This is a genomic window from Paraburkholderia sp. BCC1885, from assembly GCF_900996235.1.
Lineage (GTDB): Bacteria > Pseudomonadota > Gammaproteobacteria > Burkholderiales > Burkholderiaceae > Paraburkholderia.
On the sequence record NZ_CAAJGM010000218.1, the window covers coordinates 1 to 22,599 of the forward strand.

Annotated in this window: 19 protein-coding genes and 1 riboswitch; of the genes, 10 read left to right on the top strand and 9 right to left on the bottom strand. The window is 65.8% G+C overall.

The genetic code is table 11. The features are described 5' to 3' along the window. Positions 1-240 precede the first annotated feature (240 nt). The 6 genes from FQ755_RS24405 to fliF all read right to left on the bottom strand — a co-directional run bounded on the left by FQ755_RS24405 (position 241) and on the right by fliF (position 7,403). Entirely contained in the window at positions 241-1,770 is a 1,530-nt protein-coding gene (locus tag FQ755_RS24405; RefSeq protein WP_144157583.1) for a flagellar hook-length control protein FliK, read from the bottom strand. A 95-nt stretch (positions 1,771-1,865) separates the two neighbouring features. After that, positions 1,866-2,315 (bottom strand): flagellar export protein FliJ, encoded by a 450-nt coding sequence (gene fliJ / locus FQ755_RS24410; RefSeq protein ID WP_144157584.1) that lies wholly within the window; start codon positions 2,313-2,315, stop codon positions 1,866-1,868. Between the two features lie 2 nt (positions 2,316-2,317). Then, the gene (gene fliI / locus FQ755_RS24415) at positions 2,318-3,967 is read right to left on the bottom strand and encodes a flagellar protein export ATPase FliI (RefSeq protein ID WP_144157585.1); all 1,650 of its coding nucleotides are present in this window, start codon (positions 3,965-3,967) and stop codon (positions 2,318-2,320) included. Next, the gene (fliH, locus tag FQ755_RS24420; protein ID WP_144157586.1) at positions 3,961-4,644 is read right to left on the bottom strand and encodes a flagellar assembly protein FliH; all 684 of its coding nucleotides are present in this window, start codon (positions 4,642-4,644) and stop codon (positions 3,961-3,963) included. The genes fliI and fliH overlap by 7 nt, the downstream gene beginning before the upstream one ends. After that, entirely contained in the window at positions 4,631-5,626 is a 996-nt protein-coding gene (fliG, locus tag FQ755_RS24425) for a flagellar motor switch protein FliG (protein ID WP_144157587.1), read from the bottom strand. Before fliG ends, fliH begins: the two co-directional genes overlap by 14 nt. Next, positions 5,616-7,403, bottom strand: a complete 1,788-nt coding sequence (gene fliF / locus FQ755_RS24430; protein ID WP_144157588.1) for a flagellar basal-body MS-ring/collar protein FliF — start codon at positions 7,401-7,403, stop codon at positions 5,616-5,618. Before fliF ends, fliG begins: the two co-directional genes overlap by 11 nt. A gap of 268 nt (positions 7,404-7,671) precedes the next feature. On the opposite strand from fliF, the gene fliE reads away from it, so the two are divergent. The 5 genes from fliE (at position 7,672) to FQ755_RS24455 (ending at position 10,951) form a co-directional block, all read left to right on the top strand. Continuing rightward, positions 7,672-8,007 carry a flagellar hook-basal body complex protein FliE gene (gene fliE, locus FQ755_RS24435; protein ID WP_144157589.1) on the top strand — a complete coding sequence of 112 codons (336 nt, stop codon included), beginning with the start codon at positions 7,672-7,674 and terminating at the stop codon, positions 8,005-8,007. A 261-nt stretch (positions 8,008-8,268) separates the two neighbouring features. Next, the gene (fliS, locus tag FQ755_RS24440) at positions 8,269-8,712 is read left to right on the top strand and encodes a flagellar export chaperone FliS (RefSeq protein WP_144157590.1); all 444 of its coding nucleotides are present in this window, start codon (positions 8,269-8,271) and stop codon (positions 8,710-8,712) included. After that, on the top strand, positions 8,709-9,035 hold the full coding sequence (locus tag FQ755_RS24445) for a flagellar protein FliT (RefSeq protein ID WP_144157591.1): 327 nt from the start codon (positions 8,709-8,711) through the stop codon (positions 9,033-9,035). Before fliS ends, FQ755_RS24445 begins: the two co-directional genes overlap by 4 nt. A gap of 69 nt (positions 9,036-9,104) precedes the next feature. Further along, positions 9,105-10,631 carry a flagellar hook-length control protein FliK gene (locus FQ755_RS24450; protein WP_144157592.1) on the top strand — a complete coding sequence of 509 codons (1,527 nt, stop codon included), beginning with the start codon at positions 9,105-9,107 and terminating at the stop codon, positions 10,629-10,631. Further along, positions 10,631-10,951 carry an EscU/YscU/HrcU family type III secretion system export apparatus switch protein gene (locus tag FQ755_RS24455; protein WP_144157616.1) on the top strand — a complete coding sequence of 107 codons (321 nt, stop codon included), beginning with the start codon at positions 10,631-10,633 and terminating at the stop codon, positions 10,949-10,951. Before FQ755_RS24450 ends, FQ755_RS24455 begins: the two co-directional genes overlap by 1 nt. A 33-nt stretch (positions 10,952-10,984) precedes the next feature. Here the strand turns inward: FQ755_RS24455 and FQ755_RS24460 are convergent, their stop codons facing one another. After that, entirely contained in the window at positions 10,985-12,403 is a 1,419-nt protein-coding gene (locus FQ755_RS24460) for a coniferyl aldehyde dehydrogenase (protein ID WP_144157593.1), read from the bottom strand. A gap of 115 nt (positions 12,404-12,518) precedes the next feature. Next, complete coding sequence (locus FQ755_RS24465; protein ID WP_144157594.1) at positions 12,519-14,201, bottom strand: isovaleryl-CoA dehydrogenase; 1,683 nt, start codon at positions 14,199-14,201, stop codon at positions 12,519-12,521. A 342-nt stretch (positions 14,202-14,543) separates the two neighbouring features. On the opposite strand from FQ755_RS24465, the gene FQ755_RS24470 reads away from it, so the two are divergent. Together FQ755_RS24470 and FQ755_RS24475 are read left to right on the top strand one after the other, a co-directional pair. Next, on the top strand, positions 14,544-16,184 hold the full coding sequence (locus FQ755_RS24470; RefSeq protein ID WP_144157595.1) for a GMC family oxidoreductase: 1,641 nt from the start codon (positions 14,544-14,546) through the stop codon (positions 16,182-16,184). A 338-nt stretch (positions 16,185-16,522) separates the two neighbouring features. Then, positions 16,523-18,370, top strand: coding sequence for an OmpA family protein (locus tag FQ755_RS24475; RefSeq protein WP_144157596.1), 1,848 nt, complete (start codon positions 16,523-16,525; stop codon positions 18,368-18,370). A gap of 81 nt (positions 18,371-18,451) precedes the next feature. Here the strand turns inward: FQ755_RS24475 and FQ755_RS24480 are convergent, their stop codons facing one another. Continuing rightward, the gene (locus tag FQ755_RS24480) at positions 18,452-19,405 is read right to left on the bottom strand and encodes a LysR family transcriptional regulator (protein WP_144157597.1); all 954 of its coding nucleotides are present in this window, start codon (positions 19,403-19,405) and stop codon (positions 18,452-18,454) included. 285 nt (positions 19,406-19,690) lie between these two features. On the opposite strand from FQ755_RS24480, the gene FQ755_RS24485 reads away from it, so the two are divergent. From FQ755_RS24485 to FQ755_RS24495, 3 genes are all read left to right on the top strand, one after another. After that, positions 19,691-20,479: a glycosyltransferase family 2 protein gene (locus tag FQ755_RS24485; RefSeq protein WP_144157598.1), complete on the top strand. Its 789-nt coding sequence runs from the start codon at positions 19,691-19,693 to the stop codon at positions 20,477-20,479. A gap of 55 nt (positions 20,480-20,534) precedes the next feature. Continuing rightward, positions 20,535-20,670: riboswitch (S-adenosyl-L-homocysteine riboswitch) on the top strand. 33 nt (positions 20,671-20,703) lie between these two features. After that, the gene (gene ahcY, locus FQ755_RS24490; protein ID WP_144157599.1) at positions 20,704-22,125 is read left to right on the top strand and encodes an adenosylhomocysteinase; all 1,422 of its coding nucleotides are present in this window, start codon (positions 20,704-20,706) and stop codon (positions 22,123-22,125) included. Between the two features lie 108 nt (positions 22,126-22,233). Beyond that, on the top strand, positions 22,234-22,587 hold the full coding sequence (locus FQ755_RS24495) for a phage holin family protein (protein WP_144157600.1): 354 nt from the start codon (positions 22,234-22,236) through the stop codon (positions 22,585-22,587). Positions 22,588-22,599: the final 12 nt, after the last annotated feature.

Genomic DNA, 22,599 nt, shown 5'->3' on the forward strand with positions numbered 1-22,599 from the left:
GCTCATCCGGCTCAACGCCATGATGCGTGACGCCACCCCCTGGAGTCCGCCGAAATCATGATCGAATGAACCCCTGACACTTGACCTTCAATACAGTTGCTTTCTTTGCGGCGGCAAAGAAAGTAAGTGCCGCCCCGCACAGGGGCATCGCTAGCAAACCAATAACAATGCAAGGAAAGGCCAAAACAGCCAGAAGAAGAACAACAACCAAACCACCAGCCACCGCAGGCAGGCAAAAAATCAGGCAAACGTATCCACCAACCCCACAGTCTTCCTGACAGCCACATTAGCCACAACAGCATCCGAATCGGAATCACCGCCCGCGGCAACGCCATCAACAGAAGCCCCATCACGCCGCGACCCTCTGGAGGAAGACGAATCCTGCTGCCCTGTCTGCCTGGCGAATCCATCGCTAACACTCGCGCTACCCAGCCCGATGCCGTTTTGCTCCATCGCCTCCCGCAACTTCGGCAACGCCGCCTCGACCGCTTCCCGCACCTGCGGATGCTGCGAAACAAACAGCGCGTGCGCGTGGTTGTCGGCCACCTGCAGTACCACCTGCAAAGGTCCCAGATCCTTCGGATTCAGCGTCAGCTCGGCGCTTTGCTGATGCGCGTTCGACAGGAACACCACCTTTTGCCCCAACGCGTCTTCCCAGTCCGATGTGCCGACCGTCGGTGCCAGCGTGCTTGCCGCCGCGGCCTGCGCCGCCGGGTTGGTCTCTTCCGCCGCCGCCGTCGAGCCCGATGCGCCGGCCGCCGCCTGGCTTGCCGCCAGTGCGGCATTGGCGGCGTCCGCCGAACTGTTCTGGCTCGACAGGCTGTCTTGCGCCGCAGCCGTGGTCGTCGCGGCCAGTGCGTCCGCCGCGTTCTTCGTCGCGTCCGCTGTGTTGGCGGTGGCGGCGGCGGTCTGGTCCATCTTGTCGCCCAGCTTGCTCTTCGCCTCGCCCAGCATCGAACCGTTCGCCGAATTTTTGCCGTTGCCGTGTATCGATAGCCCCGCGTCGCCGCTCGCGCCCGTCGCCGAGCCCGCTGCGCCGTTCGCGTCGCCGACATTCGCGGCCTGTACCGGCACCGCGCCCTGGGCGCCGGTCATCGCGGCGAGTGCGGCTTGCAGGGCGTCGCTGGCCGACTTCGAGTCCGCTGAGGCGACGTGCTTGCCGTGGTGCTTGCCATCGGTTGCGTCGGTGCCGGTGGCGCCTGTCTGAGCCGTTGCGGCGTCCTTCTGCGAGGCGGTGCTGTCGACGGCTGCGTCGTTGGTGTCCGCCTGGGCCTGCAACTGGGCTTGGGCCGCCAGTTGCGCCGCTACCGATGCCGCAGCCGGCGAGGTCGTCGCATTGCCCGAACCGTCGCTGCCTTGCGCGTTCGAGGTATCGCCGTTCTTGCCGCCCTGCTGCGCGTTGCTCGTGGATGAGGCCGAATTCGTGCTGCTGTCGTTGCCATTGCCGGCGGCGCTGCTGCTGTTCGCGCTGCTCTGGTTGTTGCCGGCGCTGCTCGCGTTGTTCGTACTGGCTGAGCTCGGCGGGCTCGACGGCGCAGGTGTCGGCGCGCTCGCGGACGGCGATGGTGCCGGCGCGGGCGTGGGCGTCGGGGTAGGCGCCGGGGCGCTTTGCGCGACGCTGCTCGGGCTTTGCGCCGTCTCGTTCTGCGACTCGATGCTCTGCTGCAAGGTCTGCGAGAACGGCTGGCTGTTGACGATGTCCACCGGCGAGTTCGTCTGCGAAGTACCCGACGAGCCAAACAGTGAACTGATATAGCTAAGTGGCGACATGGTCGATCCTGTCTATCCGGTAAACCCGGTCAAAATCCGGTCAAAATCCGGTCGGTGCCGGTGAGGTGGTCTTTCGGTAGGGCGGGCGCACCGGGTTACACACCCTCGGTGCGCATCCTGAGAATTCGTGCTGCGTGTTCGTCGGCGTCGCGCTGTTCGCGCCGCGCCGTCTGCTGGGCTTGCGCCGCGTCGCCGCGGGCGGCCAGCACTTCGTATGAGCCTAGCTTCTGTTTGTGACGCTGCCATTCCGGTTTCGCCGCTTCGACCCGCGCGTAGGCCGCCTGCAACAGCTTGCGCTGCTGTTCGATGGCGGCGTCGAGCGTGTCGATGAAGGCCTGGAAGTTACGCATGTTGCCGGCCGGCATGCCGCTTTGCGCGGTGGCGTTGAAGCGCGAGTGGTACTCGTCGCGGTAGCGCACCAGCGCGTCGAGCTGCGCCTGCACTTCGCTGGCTTCGCGCTGGGCGCGGCCGAGGCGTTGCGCAGCGGCGTCCACGTCGTCCTGGGCGAGATCGATCAGCGTCTTGATAGGAAAGTGTTTCGCCATCGTCAGCCTCCTTGGGCAAACAGGGCATCGAGTCTTTGCAGACTCGCCTGGAACTCCGCGCACTCGCGGAAGCCTTGCTGCAAAAACGCCTCGATGCGCGGATACAGCGCGATCGCGCGGTCGAGTAACTGGTCGCGCCCGGCCGAATAGGCGCCGACATTGATCAGGTCGCGGTTACGCTGGTAACGCGACAGCATCTGCTTGAACAGACGCGTCTTTTCCAGATGCGGCTCGTCGATCAGCGCCGTCATCGCGCGGCTGATCGAGGCTTCGATGTCGATGGCCGGATAGTGGCCGGCTTCCGCGAGCGAGCGCGACAGCACGATATGGCCGTCGAGAATCGCGCGCGCCGAATCGGCGATCGGGTCCTGCTGGTCGTCGCCTTCCGTCAATACAGTGTAGAACGCGGTGATCGATCCGCCACCCGCCGGGCCATTGCCGGTGCGCTCGACGAGCGCCGGCAGCTTGGCGAACACCGACGGCGGATAACCCTTGGTGGCCGGCGGCTCGCCCACGGCCAGGGCGATCTCGCGCTGCGCCATCGCATAGCGGGTCAGCGAGTCCATCAGCAGCAGCACGTGCTTGCCCTGATCGCGGAAATATTCGGCGAGCGAGGTCGAATAGGCGGCGGCCTGCATGCGCAGCAACGGGGATACGTCGGCGGGCGCCGCGACCACCACGGAGCGCGCGAGACCGTCCTCGCCGAGAATCTGTTCGATGAATTCCTTCACTTCGCGGCCGCGTTCGCCGATCAGCCCGATCACGATGACTTCGGCGCTGGTGTAGCGCGCCATGGTGCCGAGCAGTACCGATTTACCGACGCCGGAGCCCGCGAACAGTCCCATGCGCTGGCCGCGGCCCACCGTCAGCAAGGCGTTGATCGCGCGCACGCCGACGTCGAGCACCTTGTGAATCGGCTCGCGGTTCAGCGGATTGATGGTCGGCGCGGACAGCGGCGCATCCATTTTGGTGCCGAGCGGGCCGAGCCCGTCGAGCGGGCGGCCGGACGCGTCGAGCACGCGGCCGAGCAGTTCCCAGCCCACCGGCAGGCGCTTGGCGCCGGCCATCGGATCGGCGATCGGCGCGCTTTCCAGCGGATAGACGCGCGCGCCCGGCAGCAGACCGATCACCTCGGTGGTCGGCATCAGGAACAGCTTGTCGCCGGCAAAGCCCACCACTTCGGCTTCGGCCATCGGCAGCGAGCTGCCCGCCGGCAGTTCGATCATCACTTCCGCGCCCACCGACAGGCGCAGGCCGACGGCTTCCAGCACCAGACCGGCGGCGCGCGTGAGGCGGCCGCAGGCGCGCATCGGCCGGGCAATGGCGTTACGCGCGCGCATGCTGTCCAGATGGGCACGCCAGGCGTTCACGTAAGGATTGTTGGCGAGCGCCGGATTCGGCGCGGGACGCGCCTCGGCTGCGGCCGGCGCGCCGTCGCGGCTGGCGGCGGCGAATGCCGAGGTGGAATGACCGTGGCGGGGATCGTGCGGCGCGGCTGTGCGCGGTGCGGCCGGACGCGGCGCGCTGGCCAGCTGCGACGGCTCCGGCGGTTCGTCCGGCAGCCCCTGGACGCCGAACGACGCCAGCGCCAGCTCCCGTTCGAGGGGCGTCAGGTCGCTGGCGCGGATCTCCGCGATGGTCGGCTTTACCATGTGCTTGCCTTGCCGAGGGCGGCGGCAACCCGCTCCCAGCGTGTGTCGATGCCGGCATCCACTTCGCCGGTGCCGGCGTGGGCGCGGCAGCCGCCGCGCTCGATCGCCGGGTCGGTGCGCACGGACCAGCCGCGCGCCTGCAATTCTTCCATCAGATACGCCTCGACCACCGGCAGGTCGGCCGGGCTCACCACCAGATGCGGCGCGCCGGTCAGCGCAGGCTCGGCGGCCAGCACTTCGCGGGCGGCGGCGATCAGCGCGGCCGGGTCGTGCTGCACGTGCTGGCGCACCACCTGTTGCGCGATGTCCAGCGCGAGCGCCACCAGGGTTTCCGAAATTTCGTGTTGCGCGCCTTCGAGCGCGGCCTTGAAGGTCTCGCCCAGCGCGGCGAGGCGCGCGGCTTCTTCACGCGCCTCGGCCTGCCCCTGGGCAAAACCTTGCGCGTGACCCTGATCGTAACCGGCCTGATAGCCGAGCGCCTGGCCGGCCACATGGCCGGAGGCGACGCCCTGGGCGTGCGCCGCGTCGCGCATGCGTTGCAGTTCGGCTTCGAAGGCGCCGTCGTCCACCACCTCTTCAGGCGGCGCCGGCGGCACCGGGTCGAACGAGGCCATCTCCCAGCGCTGGTAGGCCGAGAGGCTCCCCTTGCGCGTGGGATCCTGATCAGACATATGCATCTTCCGCCTTGCCGCCTAGAACGATCTGACCGCTTTCCGCCAGATTGCGCACGATCTGCAGAATCCGCCGTTGCTGCGTTTCCACTTCGGAGACGCGCACCGGGCCGCGTGCATCGAGGTCTTCCGCGAGCAGTTCGGCGGCCCGCTGCGACATGTTCGAGAGGAATTTCTGACGCAGCGCGGGCGGGGCGCCCTTCAGCGAGATGATCAGCGCTTCCGACTCCACTTCCTTCAGCAGCAACTGGATCGCGCGGTCTTCCAGATCGAGCAGGTTCTCGAACACGAACATCTGATCGACGATCTTCTGCGCGAGTTCCGCGTCGTACTGGCGGACGTTTTCGAGCACGCCTTCTTCGTGGTTGCTCGACATGAAGTTGAGAATTTCCGCCGCCGTGCGGATGCCGCCCATCGGGCTGCGCTTGAGGTTGTCGCTGCCGGACAGGAGGCCGGTCAGCACGTCGTCCAGTTCGCGCAGCGCGGCCGGCTGGATGCCGTCGAGCGTGGCAATGCGCAGCAGCACGTCGTTGCGCAGCCGTTCGGTGAAGCAGGCGACGATTTCCGACGCCTGGTCGCGGTCCAGGTGAACGAGGATGGTCGCGATGATCTGCGGGTGCTCGTTCTTGATCAGCTCGGCCACCGCGGCGGAATCCATCCACTTCAGGCCTTCGATGCCGCTCGTGTCGCTGCCCTGCAGGATCCGGTCGATGATCGCGCCGGCCTTGTCGTCGCCGAGCGCCTTGGTCAGCACCGAACGGATGTACTCGCTCGAATCGAGCGACAGGGCCGTGTGCTGCTCGGCCTCGCGGACGAAGTCGTGCAGCACCTCGTCGACCTGTTCGCGCGTCACGTTCTTCAGCGCGGCCATGGCGACGCCGATCTTCTGGACCTCGCGCGGCCCCAGAAACTTGAACACCTGCGCGGCTTCTTCCTCGCCGATCGACATCAGCAGGAGCGCGCTCTTCATCACGCCTTCAGCGCTCATCGGACACCCAGTTCTTGACGACAGTTGCTACGATCTTCGGATCCTGGCGCGCAATGTTGCGTGCATATTCCAGGTTCCGTTCGAATTTGTGCTTATCGCTTTCGAGCGACATGAGGTCGGACTCGCCGTCGTCCTCGCGCGCCGCGTTGCCGGCGCGTTCGGCTGCCGGTATGCCGTCGAGCAGGATCGGCTCATCCGGCGAGGGCAGCGCCGCGCTGACCGGCACCGGCGCCGGGAAGGCGCGGCGCAGGGCCGGCTTGACCATCACGAAGTACAGGAACAGGGCGACGGCGCCGATGCCCAGATACGTCGCCAACTGCTTGGCGAGCGCGATCATGTCCGGTGTGCGCCACCACGGCAGGTTCGCGCTCGGGTCGACGTCGGTGGTGAAAGCGCTGTTGACCACGTTCACCGAGTCGCCGCGCTGCGCGCTGTAGCCCATTGCATCCTTCACCAGCTGGGTGACCTGGGCGTTCATTTCCTGCGTCATCGGCTGCATGGTCGCGTGGCCCTTGGCATCCACGACGCGCATGTAGTTCACCACCACTGCCACCGACAGCCGCTTGACGTTGCCCATCGACTGCTGGACGTGGCGCACGGTCTTGTCGAGCTCGTAGTTGGTGGTCGCGTCCTTGCGGTCGCTGACCGGCGTCGAATTTGCTTCGCTCGCGCCATTCGGTGCATTGATCGGCGCGGAGGCGGGCTGCGGCGGCTGGTTCGAAAGCGCGCCCGGCACGCCGGAGGCGCCGCCTTGCGACAGTTCCGTGTCGGTGCTGGTCTGCTGGCTGCGGATCGCGGCCTGGGTCGGATTGGCGTTCGGCGCGTAGTTCTCGGAAGTCTGTTCGACCTGCGAGAAATCGACGTCCGCGCTCACCTGCGAATGCGCATTGCCGGCGCCGAACAGCGGCGCGAGGATCGCATCGATGCGCTGCTGGGTGTTGTGTTCGACCTGCTGCACGTATTTGAGCTGCGTGGCGTCGAGACCGGCGCCGGACGGCGGCTGGGTCAGCAGGTTGCCGTCCTGGTCGACGATCGTCACGCCGTGGGCCGGCATTTCCGGCACCGCCGACGCCACCATATGGGTAATCGCGTTGACCTGGCCTTCGTCGAGCATGCGGCCCGGATACAGATTCACCAGCACGGCGGCCGACGGCGTTTCGTGGTCGCGCACGAACACGGAGGGCTTCGGAATCGCCAGATGCACGCGCGCCGTCTTCACGGCATTGACCGCTTCGATGGTGCGTTCGAGCTCGCCTTCCAGCGCGCGCTGGTAATTCACCTGCTCGGCGAACTGGCTGATGCCGAACTTCTCGTTATCCATCAGTTCGAAACCGACCGAGCCGCTCTTCGGCAGACCTTGCGAAGCGAGGCGCAGGCGCATTTCGTGCACCTGATCGGACGGCACCAGAATCGCGCCGCCGCCGTCGGAGAACTTATAGGGGATGTTGGCCGCCTGCAGCGCGGTGATGATCGAGCCGCCGTCCTGATCCGACAGGTTGCTGTACAGCACCTTGTAATCCGGGGCGCGCGACCAGAGCCATAGGCCGACCACCACGGCCACCAGCACGGCGACCGCGAAAATCAGCGGCGCACGCGGGTTGCCGCGCATCTGGGTCAGGCCGGACAGGCGCTGCGTAAAGTTGCCGCCGAGACCTCCACCGCCGAGGTCTGCGGCTCCGCCGGACTGGCCGGCGGCGGCCGCACCGCCAGGCGCTTGCGCGCCGGCGAGGCCCATACGGGCGTCGGGGTTGATCAACGAGTTGGCTGACGAATCCATGCGTCGGGTATCTCCGGGATGCCTTGGGTCCTGCCGCTTGCCGCCGCACCGGGGTCGGAGGGCGCACAGACAGAGACTTTCACCATTGGAATTATGCGCAGGCGCGGGTAACCCGATTGGCCGAATAGAGCAGGGTTTCCCCCCTAGTTTCGAGGCTTTCGAAAGAGGCCCGCTGATATTCTCTCGGTCAGATCGGCAGGCGTCACTGCGGCAGCCAAGTCTCCCGCTAGCGCTGCTGGGCCGCTCGACCTTCCTTCTGGAGAGAACAATGACAATGCCCGTGAACGCGCTCTCGTCGGCGCTGCAGCAAATGCAGGCGATGGCCGCGCAGGCCGCCGGCGGCACCGAATCGGTGGCGGATCAGGCCGGAGCGGCAGAATCAGGCGGTTTCGCCTCGGCGCTCAAGGCGTCGCTCGACAAGATCAGCGACGACCAGAAAGCCGCCGCCGGCGAAGCCAAGGCGTTCGAAGTCGGCTCGCCCAACGTGTCGCTGAACGACGTGATGATCGACGGGCAGAAAGCCAGCCTGGGTTTCCAGTTCGGCCTGCAGGTGCGCAACAAGCTGGTCTCCGCCTATAGCGACATCATGCAGATGTCGGTCTGAAGCGATGGCTGGTGGCCGCTCCGCTTGCGGACCGGCACAGGTGAACGGCGCGCGGGCGGGGGCTCGCGGCCGGGAGCCGTGGCGCGCCAAATCTGCATGCCCTCTTGCCGATTTTTACGCAGATTCGCCTTAAACCTCCTTACAGCGGCCTAAAGCTTTTCGGTTGCCCATCCGATAACCAGGTAGAGGCAGGATGCCGAGCGCAGTGCGCCCGGTGTGCCATCTCATACTTTCCGAATCCGCAGTAAAGGAGGAGCGCCGATGTTTTCCCCAGGACACGCTGGAGCCAACGCATACGCACGTGTCGGCGTCGAGACAGGGGTGATGGGTGCGAATCCTCATCGTCTGATCGTGATGCTGTACCAGGGCGCCCGCCAGGCCATCGCCCAGGCGCGCATGCACCTGCAACAGGGTAGCGTCACGTCGGTGGCTGCACGCGGGGAGGCGATCAGCAAGGCGATCCGGATTATCGAAAGCGGGCTGCAGGCGTCGCTCAACGTCGAAGCGGGCGGTGAGATCGGTGAACGTCTGAACGCGTTGTATGCCTATATGACGCGTCGTTTGTTCGAAGCCAACGTAAAGCAGAGCGAAGCGATGCTGGTCGAAGTCGATCGCCTGCTTGCCACGCTTGAAGAAGCGTGGATCGGGATTGCCCCGGAGATTGCGCGGATGGCGACTCAGCCAGCCGCCGAAAGTGTGAGATGACTTCGAACGCAGAATATTTTGCCCGCTACGAGGCGATCGCAGCGATTTCCGCACGCATGCTGATGACGGCCCGACGCGCCTTGTGGAACGATCTGGTGCTGTTGCAGGAAGAATACCGGCACCTCGTCGATTCGTTACAGGACGCGGAAACCGGCGTGAAGCTCGACGAACTGGAGCGCGCGCGCAAATTCGACCTGATTCGCCAGATCCTGGCGGACGACGCGGCGATCCGGGATCTTGCCAACCCGCGCATGGCGAATCTGTCGGCGCTGTTTGCCGGCCGGCCGGCCCGGGTACTCAAGGAATTGTACGGAGCCCGCTGAGCTTTTTTGATGCGTTAAATTGGCTGCGTTAGCCGCGCGCAGTCAGCAGGAACTCCAAAGGACATCGGCATGAACGGAATCGACACGGCCATCGCTTCGCTGCTTGCGAGCCGGGTCGACAGCCTGCTCAACATTGCGCCCGGCGCCACCGGCGCCTCGCAGACGGGCGCCTCCGCGCTGAGCACGGACGCCCCGGTCACGCCCGGCTCGCCCGAGATCCCGGCGCCGCCGCCGGCTTCCGCGCAAACGGCTTTGTCCGCCGTGGCGCTGACCCTCAACGCGATTGCCCTGTCCGGTGGCGACGTCGCCACAGCCATCCTCGGCCAGTTGCCGATCTGGCCGGCCGCGCCGGCGATCGACGTCGAGGTGGCGGAACTTCCCTTATTCGATGCGATGACCGGCCAGGCCGGCAATGCCGCGGCCGCAGGTAACGCCGCTAATGCGGCAGGCACGGCCAGCGCCAGCGGTACGGCAGCCACGGCGGCCACCAGCGTGGCCGCTTCGCCGGTGCCGGTTGCGGCATTGGCCGCGGCGCTCGAACAGACCGTGTCCGGCAGCGGTCTCTTCTACGAAGCCCATCTCGCGCAGTGGCTGGCGGGGCAGTTCACCCCCGCCGATCTCGCCAACGAACCGCAAAACCGTCTCCTCGATCCCGTCGAGCAGTTGCCGCTCGACTGGGCCGCCGACGCCGAAGCGGGCGCGCAGTCCGGCGCGGGTTCGGCCTCGGCGTCGGCGCAACCGGTCCGGCCCGGTTCGACGCCAACCGCCAACAACGGCCCCGAGGGCAACACGGCCGCCCGCCCGGCGGCGACGATCCAGTCGCCTCAGGCCGCGCGCTTCGTCGCCGGGGAAGTGCTGGCGAATTCACTTTCGGATCTGTCCGCCCAGCCCGAGCGTTCCGCCTTGCACGCCGCCGTCACGCAGACCAGCGACGCGCCGAGCCAGGCGAGCCAATCGGTGGCCGCGGCGATCAGCGCGGCGACGGTGCCGCTGGTGCGCCAGCAGCTCGACATGCTTGCCACCGGCCAGTTTCGCTGGACCGGCGAAGCGTGGCCGGGCGCGAAATTCGACTGGACCATCCAGCAGGAAGGCGACGAATGGGAGCGCGGCGGCGGCGGCGCGGGCGCTGAGGAAGACTATCCGTGGCGCACGCGGCTGACCTTGTCGTTGCCGCTGCTCGGTACCGTCGACGCCGAACTGACGCTCAGTGGCAACCGCCTGGCCGCGCGGGTGCTGGCGAGCCCGTTGGGGGCCGCGCGCCTCGTCGAGCAAAGCGACGGTTTCCGGCAAAGACTGGCGGCAGCCGGGATCGAACTGAGCGGCCTGTCGATTCGCGAAGTGGGCGGTGCCGTGCCGACCGGCGCGCCGAACGCCGCCGCCGCTGCGGCGGCCCAGGCGGCGGCCTCGGCCTATGCGCGCACGGCGCCGGCGGACGCCGAGCCCGACCTCGCGCCGCCGCGCCGCAGTTTCCGCACGGAGCGGGCGCAGCGTCCCGAACGGGCCGAACGCGCGACCCGTCCGTCGCAGCCTGGCCGTCCGGAGCGCGCTCAATGGCCGAGCACGACGACCGAGACCGATTTCGATTGGGACATGTGATGAGCCGTACCCATCGCAAGAGCGCCGCCGCGCTCGTCTATGACTCACAAGGCAGCGACCAGGCGCCGCGCGTCGTCGCCAAAGGCTACGGCCTGCTCGCGGAAATGATCATCCAGCGTGCCAAGGAAGCCGGCCTGTACGTCCACGAGGCGCCCGAAATGGTGTCGCTGCTGATGCAGGTGGATCTGGATGCGCGCATTCCCCCGCAGCTTTATCAGGCGGTGGCCGAATTGCTGGCGTGGCTGCACCGGCTGGAAAGCGGCGCGGCGGATGAGCCGGCCGCGACCGCGCTGGAGCCGGTCGAGGCGAAGGGGCTGTGAGTCTGCGTGGCGCGCGGGCTTGGCTTGTGAGGATTAAAACCGCAGCATCAACTTGAGCAGTGCATTGACGCGCTTGCCGTAAGGCGGCGCGATCCATCCCCGCGCGTTCCAGCGCGCCTGAGTCAGCACCGGCTTCATCTTCGAGAAGGTCACGAAGCCTTCATAGCCGTGGTACGCCCCCATCCCACTCGCGCCGACGCCGCCGAACGGCAGGCTTTCGCACGCCAGATGCATCAGCGTTTCATTGACTGCCATGCCGCCCGCGATGGTCTCCTGTTCGACGCGCCGGATGGTGGCGGCATCGTCGTCGTAGAGGTACAGCGCCAGCGGCCGGGGCCGGGCGTTGATCCACGCGATGGCGTCGTCGAGCGTGTCGTAGGGCACGATCGGCAGCAGCGGCCCGAAGATTTCCTCCTGCATTAGCGCCGACTGCTCGGGTGCATCGGTGATGGCGATGAGCGGGAAGCGGCGCGCCGCCGGGTCGGCGGCGCCGTCGCTGAGCGGATGCAGTTGCGCGCCGGCTGCCTGTGCTTCGTCCACGAGACGTTCGAGCCGCGCGAAATGCCGCTCGGAAATGATCGACGTGTAGTCGCGATTGCGCGCGAAATCCGGATACATCCGCGTCATGCAGGCCCGCGCGCGGTCGATGAAGGCCTGCTCCTTGCCGCGCGGCACCAGCACGTAGTCGGGCGCGACGCAGGTCTGCCCGGCATTCAGGGTTTTGCCGGCGACGAGGTTGTCGACCGCATTGTCGAAGCGGGCATGCGGCCCGACGATGGCGGGCGACTTGCCGCCCAGTTCCAGCGTGACGGGCGTCAGATGCCCGGCGGCGGCGCGCATCACCTCATGGCCCACCTTGGTCGAACCGGTGAACAGCAGATGATCGAACGGCTGCGCGCTGAAAGCGGCGGCGAGCGCGGCGTCGCCATTCACCACGGTGACGTGGTCGCGCGCGAAAGTCTGAGCGATCAGTTGCTCGAACAGCGCCGAGGTGCGCGGCGTCAGCTCCGACATCTTGATGATGGCGCGGTTGCCGGCGGTGAGCGCGCTCACCAGCGGACCGGCGGCCAGCAGAATCGGATAGTTCCACGGCACGATGATGCCGACCACGCCGAGCGGCTGCGGAATCACTTTGGAGCGCGCCGGCAGCAGCCACTTGTTGGTGCTGCGCCGCTGCGGCTTCATCCAGCGTTTGACGTGTTTGAGGGCGGCGTCGATTTCGCCTTTCAGGACCAGAAACTCGGCGAGCAGGACCTCTTCCTTGGCGCGGTTGCCGAAGTCCGCGCTCATCGCCTCGGCGAGCGCGTCGCGGTTGTCGAGCAGCATCGAACGCAGGGCTTTCAGGTGGGCGGCGCGGTTGTCCCATGCAGGATACGGCGCGCGCAGGTAAGCCTGGCGCTGTTCGCGCAGCAGCGCTTCGAGCGCGGCGACCTCAGGCAGATCGTTCTTCATGTCCACTCCCTTGACAGGTTGTCGGTGCGCGGTTGGCCGCGCTTGTATGGGTGTGCTGATCATCGAGTGCACCGATTCGTCCTCGGTGCTCGGAGCTCGGCGCGCGGGCTGCGCCTCAGGCCGGAAAGGCCCGCTCGATGATCGCCGCGTGATCGAAGGTGGACGGCAACGTGCCGTACACGCGCCCGCTCTCGCCGCAGCCGTCACCGAGGCGTGTGGCGATGAAGGCGTCGGCCACGGCCGCCGGTGCGTGTTGCACGAGCAGCGTCGCCTGGGCGGTCAGCACGATCTGCTGGGCGATCCGGCGCGCGGACGCCTCGCGGGTTTCGGGCGCGCTTTGCAACGTGACGGCGAGTCGTTCGAGCGCGGCCGTCAGCGCCGGATGTCCCTGCGCGTCGGCTTTCCAGCCGGCAAAGAGGGCCTGCGCGGCATCCGCCTCGCGCTCCATGGCGCGCAACACGTCGAGACACATCACGTTGCCTGAGCCCTCCCAGATCGAATTGACCGGCGCCTCGCGATAAAAGCGCGCCATCGGCCCTTCTTCGACGTAGCCGTTGCCGCCCCACACTTCCATGGCCTCGCCGGTGAATTCCAGCGCGCGCTTGCATACCCAGTATTTCGCGGCCGGCGTGACGATGCGCCGCCACGCGCGTTCTTGTGGCGCGCTGGCGGCGTCCTCGAAGGCGCGGGCGAGGCGCATGAACAGCACGGTCGCGGCTTCGGATTCGAGCGCGAGGTCGGCGAGCACGTTGCGCATCAGCGGCTGCTCGGCGAGATGCCGGCCGAAGGCGCTGCGATGCCGCGCATGATGAATCGCCTGCACGAGCGCGGCGCGCATCAGGGCGGCGCTGCCGATCACGCAATCGAGCCGCGTGTAGTTCGCCATTTCGATGATGGTCGGCACGCCGCGTCCTTCCTCGCCGATCAGAATGCCGTAGGCGTCGAGAAATTCGACTTCGCTGCTCGCGTTCGAGCGATTGCCGAGCTTGTTCTTCAGACGCTGGATCTGCACGGCGTTTTTGCTGTCGTCCGGGGCGAAGCGCGGCACGTAGAAGCAGGAGATGCCTTCGTGATCGCCGGTGCGGGCCAGCACCAGATGGGCGTCGCATTGCGGCGCGGAAAAGAACCACTTATGGCCGACGAGGCGATAGGCGCCGCCGCGTCCGCTGCCCGCGCCGCCGCCCGTCGCATAAGCGCGGGTCTGATTGCTGCGCACGTCCGAGCCGCCCTGTTTCTCGGTCATGCCCATGCCGATCATCGCCGAAGTTTTCTGCGTGAGCGGCAGGTCACGCGGGTCGTGCTCGCGGGCGTAGAGTTTCTCGCGCAAGGTCTCGAACAGCGCGGGTTCGCGCTGCAGCACCGGAATGCTGGCGAAGGTCATGGTGAGCGGACACAGCGAGCCGGATTCGAGTTGCGCGTGCAGGAAGTAGCCGGCGCAGCGCGCGGCCATCGCGCCGCGCTGCGGATCGGAGAACGGCAGCGCGTGTAGTCCTTCGCCGCGCAGCAATGCGAGCAGGCTGTGCCACGCCGGGTGGAATTCCAGCGCGTCGATGCGCTCGCCGCGCGGACTGTAGGTGAATAGCTCGGGCGTATGGCGGTTCGCCGCTTCGGCGAGCGCCAGCGTCTGCGGCGTGCTCAAGGCCGCGCCGTGCCGCAGCAGCGCCTCGCGATGCCATGCGGCGCCGTCGCGTTCGAGGGCGGCGGTGAGGGCGGTATCGGTGGCAAACAGGTTGTAATCCGTCAGTTGCGGGACCTGATTGGTGACGTCGTGAGTCGTTCCGGGGCCATGCCGTTCCATCTGCTGTCTCCGTTTGCCGGATGCGCCAGGGGGTGATCGAGGGGCGCCTGTTTTATCGGGGGATGCCGTGCCGCGCGCGGGTTAGACAGCACGCGGCATGTCGCGTTTGAATACGGTGCTGCACGGTGCGGTGCAGCATCGAAAGGGCGCGGCCGTGCGAAAAATTCACCTTTCATCATAGGGTCGCGCCACGGCTTTCGTTTAGAGGGATCGCTCTGGCCTGGACCCGCCGCATGGCCGCAACGCTCCCTACAATGCGCAGGAAACACACGTAGACAAGTGTGCACCCAAAAAAGACAGAGACAGGCGGCCGCGTCACGCGGCCCGAATCAGGAGGCGCGTATGCAATACGACTACATCATCGTCGGTGCGGGTTCCGGTGGCTGTGCGCTGGCGGCCCGTCTCGCGGATGCCTGCCCCGACGCGACGATCGCGCTGATCGAGGCTGGGCCGCACACTGAGCGCAATCTGTTCGTCAATATGCCGGTGGGCGTCGCCGCAGTGGTGCCGAACAAGCTCAAGACCAACTACGGCTACGAGACCACGCCGCAACCGGCGCTCGCGGGACGGCGCGGTTATCAGCCACGCGGACGCGGTTTCGGCGGATCGAGCGCGATCAACGCCATGATCTACACGCGCGGTCATCCGCTCGATTACGACGAATGGGCGCAACTCGGCTGCGAGGGCTGGGCGTGGTCCGATGTGCTGCCGTATTTTCGCCGCGCCGAAGGCAACCAGCGCGGCGCGGATGCGTTCCATGGCGCGGACGGGCCGCTTACCGTCAGCGATCTGCGCTATCGCAATCCGTTTTCGGAGCGCTTCGTGCGGGCCGCGCTCGAAGCGGGCTACCGCGCCAATGCCGACTTCAACGGCGAGAACCAGGAGGGCGTCGGCTTCTATCAGGTCACGCAGCGCGAGGGACGGCGTTGCAGTGTGGCGCGCGCCTATATCTACGGACGCGAGCGGGCCAATCTGCACACCCTGGCCGACACCACCGTGCTGCGCGTGAGCTTCGACGGCAAGCGCGCGAGCGGCGTCGAAATCGTGCGCGGCGGGCGCACCGAGATGCTTGAGGCGCGAGCGGAAGTCGTGCTCGCGGCCGGCGCATTCAATTCGCCGCAGTTGCTGATGTGCTCGGGAATCGGCCCGGCCGCGCATCTGCAAGGCTTCGGCGTGCCGGTGATTCACGATGCGCCGCAGGTCGGCCAGAACCTGATTGACCATGTCGATTTCACCTTCAACAAGCGGGTGGCGTCGATCGGGCCGATCGGCTTTTCGGTGCGCGGCATCGCCCGCATGCTGCCGCAGTTCGTCAGCTTCATGCGGCACGGCACGGGCATGCTGTCCAGCAACGTCGCGGAAGCGGGCGGTTTTCTGAAGAGCCGGCCCACGCTCGAGCGGCCGGATCTGCAACTGCACTTCTGCACGGCCCTCGTCGACGACCATAGCCGCCATTTGCACTGGGGCCACGGTTATTCGCTGCACGTGTGCGTGCTGCGTCCGCATAGCCGCGGCACGGTGACGCTCGCCAGCGCGGACATGCGCGACGCGCCGGTGATCGATCCGCGCTTCCTGAGCGACCCGCGCGATCTGGATCTGCTGCTCGACGGCGCGCGGATCGCGCGGCGGATTCTCGATGCACCGTCGCTGGCGGTGCATGGCGGCAAGGAGTTGTACACGTATCCGGGACAGAGCCGCGAGGAGCTGCGCGAGACCATTGCCAGGCGCGCCGACACGATCTATCACCCGGTTGCGACCTGCCGGATGGGCAGCGACCCGGCCGCCGTGGTCGACCCGCTCTTGCGCGTGCGTGGCGTGACGGGCTTGCGGGTCGTCGATGCGTCGGTGATGCCGACGCTGATCGGCGGCAATACGAATGCGCCGACGGTCATGATCGGTGAGCGGGCCGCCGACTTTATCGTGGCGGCGCGGCGGAACGGGGCGGCCGCGCCGGCCGGCATCGATGCGGGGGCCATGGCTTGAACGGATCGACGCGCGGGTTGTATGAATCACGACAATCCGCGCGGTGACTAATCTTATTGTTCTATCTGAATAATGGCTTTTCCTGGATAAACCCGCTCAACGCGACCGAATTAATCTGGCGCGTCATTCTGAAATTTCCGATTGATCTACAGATAAGACGCCCGGCAAGCCAGAGCGCGACAAGTCATGTCAGAGTTTCATTCTGAGTTATCTGAAGATAATTCGGAATTTATGTAAATAAGCGTCCCGATTCATTTCTGAGATTTTCACGCACCTATACTCTCGCGGCGAAAAAGAGCGTGTCAGGTGGCGCGTTCACACACTCAAGGAACGAGTCGATGAGTATCAATGTTATTCAACTAATCCAATTCGCGCTGTCACACAGCGTGGTGCGGCAATTGTCCAGCCGCTTTGGCCTGCCGGGCGAGGCGACCGACAAGGTCATTAGCGCGGCCGCGCCGGCTGTGGTTGCCGCAATGATGCATAAGGGCGCCACGCTGGAAGGCGCACGCTCGCTGTTCGCGACGATCATGGCGCCGGAAGTCAACTCGCACATTACCGAACAACTGCCGCAACTGCTCAGCACCACCGGTGGCTTGAGCCAGCTCGAAGGCGCCGGCCGGCAATTGCTGGCGCGCGTGACGGATCACCGCGTCGACGGGCTGAGCGATACGATTACCGCGCAAACCGGCGTGCCGTCGGTGTCGACGCATGCACTGACGGGCATTGTCAGCGCCACCGTGTTCGGCGTGCTGAAGCGCCATTTCCTCGAAGGGCAAGGCGGCGTCGGACAACTGCCGACCCTGCTTGGCCACCAGTTGCCGAATATCGCTCCGTACCTGAATGACGGCCTGCTGTCGGCGCTGGGTCTCGGCAGCGTCGCCGCGTTCATGGGCAATGTGCTGGCGCAACTGAAAGCGGTTTCGGCGCATATCGACCATCCGGTTGCGCCGGCCGTGCCGGTCGCGCCGGCCGCATCGCCTGCGCAACCGGCTCAAGCCGCCCAGCCTGCGCCGCGCGTGCCGGTCGACGCGGTGCTGCGCGACGAACCGCGTTCCCGCGCGTGGCTGTGGTGGCTGCTCGCCGCGATTGCGGCGGTGCTCGCGTTCCTGTTCCTGCGCGGCTGCAACCATGAGCAGACCGCCGAAGTCGCGGCTCCGGCCCCGCAGGAAGCATCGGCGCCTGTGGTCGCCGCTTCCGCGCCGGTCGTGGCGGCAAGCGACGCCGCGGCTTCAGCCCCGGCTGCCTCGGATACCGCTGCTTCGGCCCCGGCGGCTTCAGCTCCGGCTGCTTCGGACACGGCTGCTTCGGACACGGCTGCGTCGGCTGCTGCCGCAAGCGCCGGTCAGGCGCAACAGCCGGCCGCCGCTCCGGCACCCACGAAAGACAGCCAGTTGACCTTCAAGGTCGATCACGAAGGTAAGCCGGCGCTGACCGCAACGGTTGGCAGCGAGGCTGAAAAAGCCGCCTTGCTCGACGCATTGACGAAGAAGTTCGGTGCCGACCACTTCAGCGCGGACATCACTGTCGATGCGAACACGAAGCCGTCCGACTGGCTCTCGCACCTTGATGGCCTGATGCCGCTGCTGGCCTTGCCGGGCGCGGAAGTGAAGGTCGACGGCACGCACGTCGAGCTGAGCGGTACCGCGGCAAATGCCAAACTCGGCTGGCTGGATCGCCTGAAGTCGCTGTTCGGCGCGTCGTACCAGATCGGCGCGTTCAACGTGGACCAGGCCGTGGCCGACGCGACGCAGACCTTCCGCAGCGCCATCAAGGGCCTGCTCGCGCCGGATAGCTCGTGCGCCGTGGCCGATGTCGTCAAGGTGCTGAACCTGCAGGTCATCAATTTTGCGAGCGCCAGCGCCAATGTGCCGGCAACGGCAGTCGAGGATCTGCACCAGTCGGCCCAGGTGCTGATGGCCTGCGCGCACAACGGCAAGGCAGCGAAACTCGAAGTGGCCGGCTACTCGGACAACGTCGGCGGCGCCCAGGCGAATCTGCAACTGTCGAAGAAGCGCGCCGAAGCGGTTCGCGCGTTCCTCGTCAAGACCGGTGTGCCGGCTGACTCGCTGGTCGCGCAAGGCTATGGCGATGTGCGTCCGGTGGCGAGCAACGACACGGCGAGCGGCCGCTTCGCGAACCGCCGCATCGAGTTCGTCGACGGCGAGCAAGCGCCGCAACAGTAAACCGCACAGGTGAACACGGCGCGCACGGTCTGCGCGCCTGACTGTGAAACATGCCGCCCGGCGCAAGCCCGGCGGCATGTTTCATTTGGACGGATCCAGCGGCGCCGCGCCGGTGATCCCGATATCAGGCCAGTGCATCAGATCGTCCCCGGTCTGCGTCCGCAATGTCTCGCGCGCCACGTCGAGCCACGCCCGCGCCGCGTGGGACAGATAGCCGTTGCGCCGCCAGCCGATCGCCATTTCCCACGGAATCTCAGGCGCGATTACCGGACGGCAGGTGAATTGCGTGGCATCGAGCCGTCGGCAGTAGGGTGCGGGCAACAGTGCAATACCGACGCCGGCCAGCACCAGCGCCGCCATGAAATCCCAGTGGCCGCTGCGTCCGACGATGGTCGGCGTGAAGCCGGCTGTGCGGCATGCGTTGAGGACCACGTCGTTGAGGGCGAGGCTTTCGCCGTAGAACACGAACGGTTCGGCCGCGAGTTCGACGAGCGGCACCTGCTGCAACTCGTCCCAGCGCGAGCCGTGGCGTGCGACTAGCCAGAGTAACTGGTGCGTCATCGGCAACACCTCGATGTGCTCGGCGTCCACCGGTTGCAGCACGCCGCCCAATTCCAGCTCGCCGTTGATCAGCGCCGCTTCGATGGCGCGCGAACCCTGTTCGAACAGCTTCAGTTCGATCTTCGGATGGCGCTGGCGAAACGCGGCAATCGCCGGTGTGAACAGCGAGCCGCCCATCGGTGGAATGCCGATGGCCAACTCGCCGCGTCCGAGCGTGTCGAGATCGTTGAGCTCGGCCTGCAGACGCGCATGCGCGGCGAGCACGTCCTGGCCGCGCTGATAAACGATGCGCCCGGCGTCGGTGAGAACCATCTGGCGGCCGTCGCGCAGCAACAGCGGCGAGCCGATCTCATCTTCCAGCGATTTCACCATCTTGCTGATGGTCGGCTGGGTGACGAACATCTGCTCGGCGGCGGCAGTGAAGCTCTGCTGACGCACGACTTCGACGAAATAGCGGAGGGCACGAAGTTCCACGAGTCCAGGCTCCAGAATTCCAGGATGGAATGGTTTAAGCAAAGATAAGTCATTATATTTATGCCGTGGCGCAATCCATATACTCGCTTATGAAAAATCGTTTGGATTATTTCGCGCCATGTTTTGCCATTGCCGCAGTCCGCGCTTTCAAGATAAGCCCCGCAACGGCCATGCTATGATGAATTTCAGCTTTAGCCGTCTTTCAAGCCCGTATTTCAGGCCCGCATCGTTGGTCCGCGTCTCCAGTCCTTTTAGCCGCGCTTTTCCGGCTTTTGCGTATTTATCATGCTGCCCGTTTCGATCATCATTCCCTGCTATAACGCGGCTGCGACCCTCGCGCGCACGCTCGATAGCTGCGTGATCCAGCCGGAGGCCGCGCAGATCATCGTCGTGGACGACGGTTCGAACGACGCCTCGTCCGACGTGGTGCGTCACTACGGCGAGCGCGACCGGCGCGTTGGTTTGCTGAGGATGCCCAACAATGGCGGCGCCGCGCGGGCGCGCAACTGGGGGGCGATGCACGCCACGCAACCCCTGCTGGCCTTCATCGACGCCGACGACGAGTATTTTCCCGGCGCACTCGCAGCCGCGAGCGACTTTCTCGAGCAGCATCCCACCGAAGCCTCGATCCGGTTCGATGTCGAATACGCGGGTTTCCCGGCTGAACTCGTTGCCCATCCGCAATTCGCAGAGCACGCCGCGACGCTGAGCAATACGGTGCCGAGCAGTCTGGTGATTCGCCGGCCGGTTTATGCGGCATTCGGCGGTTTTCCAATCGACGATTTCTTCCGGCTCCACGGCGGCGAAGACGGCGCGTTTTCCTGGGCGTTGAGCCAGTTGTTCGGCAACCCGCGCCTGCACGACGCCAAACGCGTGCGCATGCATTACCACCCGCGCATCCATGCCGAGCGCTATTTCCGCATCTGTTTCGGGATGCAGACGCCGAACCGGGCCGACGTCGAGGAAGTTTTCCGGCTGTCCGGCCTGTTTGTTGCGGCGGCGAGAACCAGTATGGAGCAATTGCGCACGTTGAATATGCCGAACCTGCCCGGCGGTGCCGTGGCGCCGACCTGAGGCTCGCCCGGCCCCGTCACCCCGAGTTCATCTCGATTTGCTACAATCGCCGTTCGTCTTCGAGGAGCGTTGCGACGGGTACCGCGAATCTGCATTCGCCGGCCGCCCGCCAGGCTCGGAGGCTTTCAATCGGACGGGCTGATTGCGCCAGGCGCTTTTCAGACCGCCGCATCGAACCGCGCTCACGTCAAATTTCTAGTCAATTTCTTAGAAAGGAGGGCGTGATGAACGCCGCAGTTATCGATTCGAACACTTCCCAGGATTTCGTCGTTGCCGATCTGTCGCTTGCCGACTGGGGCCGCAAGGAACTGAACATCGCCGAGACCGAAATGCCTGGTCTCATGCAAACGCGCGAAGAGTACAAGACGAAGCAGCCGCTGAAGGGCGCGCGCGTGGCCGGCTCGCTGCACATGACCATTCAGACCGGCGTGCTGATCGAGACGCTCACCGCGCTCGGCGCCGACGTGCGTTGGGCCTCGTGCAACATCTTCTCGACGCAGGATCACGCCGCCGCGGCCATCGCCAAAGCCGGCACGCCGGTGTTCGCGTTCAAGGGCGAATCGCTCGACGAATACTGGGAATTCTCGCACCGCATTTTCGAATGGCCGAACGGCGAATTCGCCAACATGATCCTCGACGACGGCGGCGACGCCACGTTGCTGCTGATCCTCGGCGCGAAAGCCGAAAAGGACCGCTCGGTCATCGCCAAGCCGACCAACGAGGAAGAGGTCGCGCTGTACAAGTCGATCGCCGCGCACCTCGACGCCGATCCGAAGTGGTACTCCACGCGTCTGTCGCACATCAAGGGCGTGACGGAAGAAACCACCACGGGCGTGCATCGTCTGTATCAGATGGAAAAGGAAGGGCGCCTGCCGTTCCCGGCCATCAACGTCAACGATTCGGTCACCAAGTCGAAGTTCGACAACCTGTATGGCTGCCGTGAGTCGCTGGTCGACGGCATCAAGCGCGCCACCGACGTGATGATCGCCGGCAAGATCGCCGTGGTCGCGGGTTACGGCGACGTGGGCAAGGGCTGCGCGCAATCGCTGCGCGGTCTGGGCGCAACCGTGTGGGTCACCGAAATCGATCCGATCTGCGCGCTGCAGGCGGCCATGGAAGGCTACCGCGTCGTAACGATGGAATACGCCGCCGACAAGGCCGACATCTTCGTGACGGCCACCGGCAACTTCCACGTGATCGGCCACGACCACCTGAAGGCGATGCGCAACAACGCGATCGTCTGCAACATCGGTCACTTCGATTCGGAAATCGACATTGCCTCGACCCGTCAGTACCAGTGGGAAAACATCAAGCCGCAAGTCGACCACATCATTTTCCCCGACGGCAAGCGCGTCATCCTGCTGGCTGAAGGCCGCCTCGTGAACCTGGGTTGCGCCACCGGCCACCCGTCGTTCGTGATGTCGGCGTCGTTCACGAACCAGACGATCGCGCAGATCGAACTGTTCACCGAAGGCGCGAAGTACGAGAACAAGGTGTACGTGCTGCCGAAGCATCTGGACGAGAAGGTCGCACGCCTGCATCTGGCGCGCATCGGTGCGAATCTGACGGTGCTGTCGGACGAGCAGGCTGGCTACATCGGCGTCGACAAGAACGGTCCGTTCAAGCCGAACCATTACCGCTACTAAGCCACGCTGCGGCAGGGACAAAGGCGGCGCCGCCACGGCGACCCGCCTTTGTTTTATCGCCGGCCTGTTCCGCTCAATTCCGGACTCTCAGCCAACAAGGAGCTTTACATGACCGTGCTGCTGACCTGGGTGATCAACGCGCTCGCGCTCCTGATCATCACCTACCTCGTGCCTTCGATCCACATCCGCAGCTTCGGCACCGCGCTGATCGTCGCGGTGGTGCTCGGCTTGATCAACGCCGTGCTGCGGCCGGTGCTGATCCTGCTCACGCTGCCGGTGACGATTCTCACGCTTGGCCTCTTCATTCTGGTCGTCAATGCACTGTGCTTCTGGCTGTGCGCGTCGCTGCTGAAGGGCTTCGAGGTGTCGGGTTTCTGGTCGGCGTTCTTCGGCTCGATTCTGTACAGCATCGTTTCCTGGCTGCTGTCCGCGCTCATCTTCGGCAATCGCAGTTTCGGCTGACGTGGGCTTCTT

Excerpts from the sequence above, each read along its gene's own strand:
- fliG (WP_144157587.1), bottom strand. The coding sequence starts at position 5,626 with ATGAGCGCTGAAGGCGTGATGAAGAGCGCGCTCCTGCTGATGTCGATC.
- FQ755_RS24475 (WP_144157596.1), top strand. The coding sequence starts at position 16,523 with ATGAGTATCAATGTTATTCAACTAATCCAATTCGCGCTGTCACACAGC.
- FQ755_RS24455 (WP_144157616.1), top strand. The coding sequence starts at position 10,631 with ATGAGCCGTACCCATCGCAAGAGCGCCGCCGCGCTCGTCTATGACTCA.
- FQ755_RS24460 (WP_144157593.1), bottom strand. The coding sequence starts at position 12,403 with ATGAAGAACGATCTGCCTGAGGTCGCCGCGCTCGAAGCGCTGCTGCGC.
- FQ755_RS24445 (WP_144157591.1), top strand. The coding sequence starts at position 8,709 with ATGACTTCGAACGCAGAATATTTTGCCCGCTACGAGGCGATCGCAGCG.
- FQ755_RS24450 (WP_144157592.1), top strand. The coding sequence starts at position 9,105 with ATGAACGGAATCGACACGGCCATCGCTTCGCTGCTTGCGAGCCGGGTC.
- fliF (WP_144157588.1), bottom strand. The coding sequence starts at position 7,403 with ATGGATTCGTCAGCCAACTCGTTGATCAACCCCGACGCCCGTATGGGC.
- fliS (WP_144157590.1), top strand. The coding sequence starts at position 8,269 with ATGTTTTCCCCAGGACACGCTGGAGCCAACGCATACGCACGTGTCGGC.
- ahcY (WP_144157599.1), top strand. The coding sequence starts at position 20,704 with ATGAACGCCGCAGTTATCGATTCGAACACTTCCCAGGATTTCGTCGTT.
- fliH (WP_144157586.1), bottom strand. The coding sequence starts at position 4,644 with ATGCATATGTCTGATCAGGATCCCACGCGCAAGGGGAGCCTCTCGGCC.
- FQ755_RS24405 (WP_144157583.1), bottom strand. The coding sequence starts at position 1,770 with ATGTCGCCACTTAGCTATATCAGTTCACTGTTTGGCTCGTCGGGTACT.
- fliI (WP_144157585.1), bottom strand. The coding sequence starts at position 3,967 with ATGGTAAAGCCGACCATCGCGGAGATCCGCGCCAGCGACCTGACGCCC.
- FQ755_RS24485 (WP_144157598.1), top strand. The coding sequence starts at position 19,691 with ATGCTGCCCGTTTCGATCATCATTCCCTGCTATAACGCGGCTGCGACC.
- FQ755_RS24495 (WP_144157600.1), top strand. The coding sequence starts at position 22,234 with ATGACCGTGCTGCTGACCTGGGTGATCAACGCGCTCGCGCTCCTGATC.
- FQ755_RS24465 (WP_144157594.1), bottom strand. The coding sequence starts at position 14,201 with ATGGAACGGCATGGCCCCGGAACGACTCACGACGTCACCAATCAGGTC.
- fliJ (WP_144157584.1), bottom strand. The coding sequence starts at position 2,315 with ATGGCGAAACACTTTCCTATCAAGACGCTGATCGATCTCGCCCAGGAC.
- FQ755_RS24470 (WP_144157595.1), top strand. The coding sequence starts at position 14,544 with ATGCAATACGACTACATCATCGTCGGTGCGGGTTCCGGTGGCTGTGCG.
- fliE (WP_144157589.1), top strand. The coding sequence starts at position 7,672 with ATGACAATGCCCGTGAACGCGCTCTCGTCGGCGCTGCAGCAAATGCAG.